The following is a 2,699-nucleotide window of genomic DNA, read 5'->3' as shown; positions in this document are numbered from 1 at the left end:
GCTGGGCGTATGGCAGGCAGCTGGCGTCTGGGCCGCTCTGCATCGCGTGATGCTGGAGCAGTTTCAGGATGCAAATGCGCTCGATTGGTCACGGGCCGCCCTCGACAGTGCGAGCCTGCCGGTGAAAAAAGGAGCACTGCGACGGGGCCGAACCCGATGGATCGAGGCAAGCCGGGGACGAAGCGCCACCTCGTCGTGGACGCCAACGGCACGCCCCTCATGGTGAGCCTTTCGAACCATCGGCCTGACGCTCACCGGAGCCAACTGCCACGACAGCCGCATGCTGGCCGCCACCCTCGATGCGGTGCCGGGCGTGCGCACAGGGCGTCGGGGTCGCCTTTGGCGCAGACCGGACAAGTTGCACGCTGACAAGGGCTACGATCATCGCCGGTGTCGAGGTGAGTGCCGGGCGCGCAGCATCACCCCGCGCATCGCCCGGCGCGGCATCTAGAGCAGCCGACACCTTGGCCGCTACCGCTGGATCGTCGAACGCACGCTGGCGTGGCTGGCTCGCTTCCGCCGGCTGACCATCCGCTACGAGCGACGCGCTGACCTCCACCTCGCCTTCACGACCCTCGCCTGCGCCCTCATCTGCCGAACTCAGGCCAAACGGTTTTGTCCCTAGGTGCTTGGTCCCGGCATTTGGTGGAGCGGGTTTGACCTGAAGCGGCTTGGCTCAGCGGACCATGCCTTGCAGATGGCCTCGTAGGGCGTGAGGCCACGCAGGGTCTTCAGACGGCGCGCGAAGTTGTAGGCGCTGACGAAGTCGGCCAAGTGAGCGCGGAGCTGTGCATGGCTGTCGTAGTGGTAGCGCTTGACCGTGGCGTCTTTGATCGTGCGGTTCATCCGCTCGACCTGACCGTTGGTCCAGGGATGACGCGGCTTGGTCAGCCGATGGTCGATATCGTTGCGGGCGCAGGCGGACTCGAAGCTGTGGGCTCGGAAGGTCTCGCCGGCTGCGATCGCCTCCTTGATGATGGAGGCGGCCGAGGCGACGTTGCCGGGCGTGGTGAAGTGGGTGCCGTTGTCGGTGAGCACTGTGTGCACCTTGTAGGGCACGGCCTCGATCAGATGCCGAAGGAAATCACCGGCAACACGCCGGGTGGCTTTCTCATGCAGCTCCACGAAAGCGAACTTGGTCGTGCGATCGATGGCGACGAGTAGATAAAGCCGCCCTTCGGCCGTGTGGACCTCAGCTAGGTCAATGTGGAAGTAACCGAGTGGGTAGGCCTTGAAGCGCGACCGCTTAGGCTTGTCTCCATCGACTCCAGGCAGTCGACTGATGCTGTGGCGCTGGAGACAGCGATGCAGCGACGAGCGGGTCAGGTGCGGGATCGTCGCCTGGAGCGCGTAGAGGCAGTCATCGAGCGGCAGGAGCGTATGACGGCGAAAGGCGACCACGACCGCTTCGTCCTCAGGTGACAGCACCGTCGACCGCGGATTTTTGGGACCCGTGCGTTGGTCAATCCATAGTTAGCAATGCAGCTTGTAGTACTTATTGCTTGATCCTCACAGATTCAACTTTTAGGATAGGATTTGGCTAATCTAGCCTTTATTCCACGGTCAAACAGATGGGATGCAATAACCAAAACTATAACCATGCCCAGAAATCCTAGTGCGCTCTTTGACCGAAAAGACTGTATAAGCAGTGGGAAGTGGAATAGATATAATCCATATGACACTGAGGCAATATAAGTAAGAGAAATACTAAATCTTTTAATAACAAGATTTATAAACCGACCGATAGGACTAAAAATTAGCAACACTGCTATTAAAGCGAAAACGAAATGTCGAACCTGGAGGAATGGATATCGGTAAAATCCGTCGAAGCCATCGTAAATTACAACGATGCTCGCAATAAGTATCAAAACCATAAGCCAAATTAAAGAGTAGCCAACTCTGAAAAAAGATCTGTAGCCATGTAAGTACGATCTAGCTATCATTGCTCCTGTCCACCAAATTATGAAGTAAGAAAGTACCAATGAGAAATGGTTTGGCCATAAAAAAAATGATATATATGATAGACAGCATCCAACTCCAATTAGGTTGTCAGTCAAAGATGGATTGGATCGATAGATTTTTATTGCAAACGGGAAAACAGCATAAAATAATACCTCATATGAAAGTGACCAGAGTGGTTCATTTTTGAGGAAAGGACTGATTATAACGCCCGGCTTTAAATAGGAGATGTCTTGAAGGTTAAAAAGATTTCCAATTAACTCTACCCAAGAAAATTGAGAGATAAAATTTCCATTGTCAATAGCAACAATAGATGCAATAATAATAGACGCGATTAGCGTTGGATATATTCTAAGAAACCTTCTTAAAAAGTAGCTATTTAAATTTGCATACCTGACATGTTCATTTGCATAAATAACAAATCCACTGAGGATGAAAAAAATTATTACTGCTTCAGAACCAAACTTAAGTACAAACCCAAAGCCTTGCGTCCAATTATTTGCTTGAGCGACATGATGTGCAATCACGTACAATGCTGCAATAGCTCGAGCAATATCGAGTGTTGCGATTAAGGACGTACTAAGTCGGGCTTGCGGCACTGATGACATTTACACTATTTACCGATAATCTATCTGCTTATTCCGAGAACTTCTAGTTATACTTTTGATAGCGAGATCATGATTTATTAATAACTAAATCTTTAGTTGCGCCATTCCGCATAGATTTGCATCCCTTTTTAA

At 51.7% G+C, this 2,699-nt stretch carries 2 pseudogenes; one reads left to right on the top strand and one right to left on the bottom strand.

The window, feature by feature from the left end:
- Positions 1 to 625 (top strand): annotated as a pseudogene (locus FV223_RS24670) (IS5 family transposase); the annotation flags it as partial.
- Here FV223_RS24670 and FV223_RS24665 read toward each other — a convergent pair.
- Positions 622 to 1,452, bottom strand: a pseudogene (locus FV223_RS24665) (IS481 family transposase); the annotation flags it as partial. The pseudogenes FV223_RS24670 and FV223_RS24665 overlap by 4 nt on opposite strands.
- Positions 1,453 to 2,699 lie beyond the last annotated feature (1,247 nt).

The sequence above is a fragment of the Methylobacterium sp. WL116 genome (assembly GCF_008039455.1).
In the GTDB taxonomy this organism is placed as follows: Bacteria; Pseudomonadota; Alphaproteobacteria; order Rhizobiales; family Beijerinckiaceae; genus Methylobacterium.
Note: the sequence above shows the minus strand (reverse complement) of the source record. Positions and strands in the feature narration are given on the sequence as shown.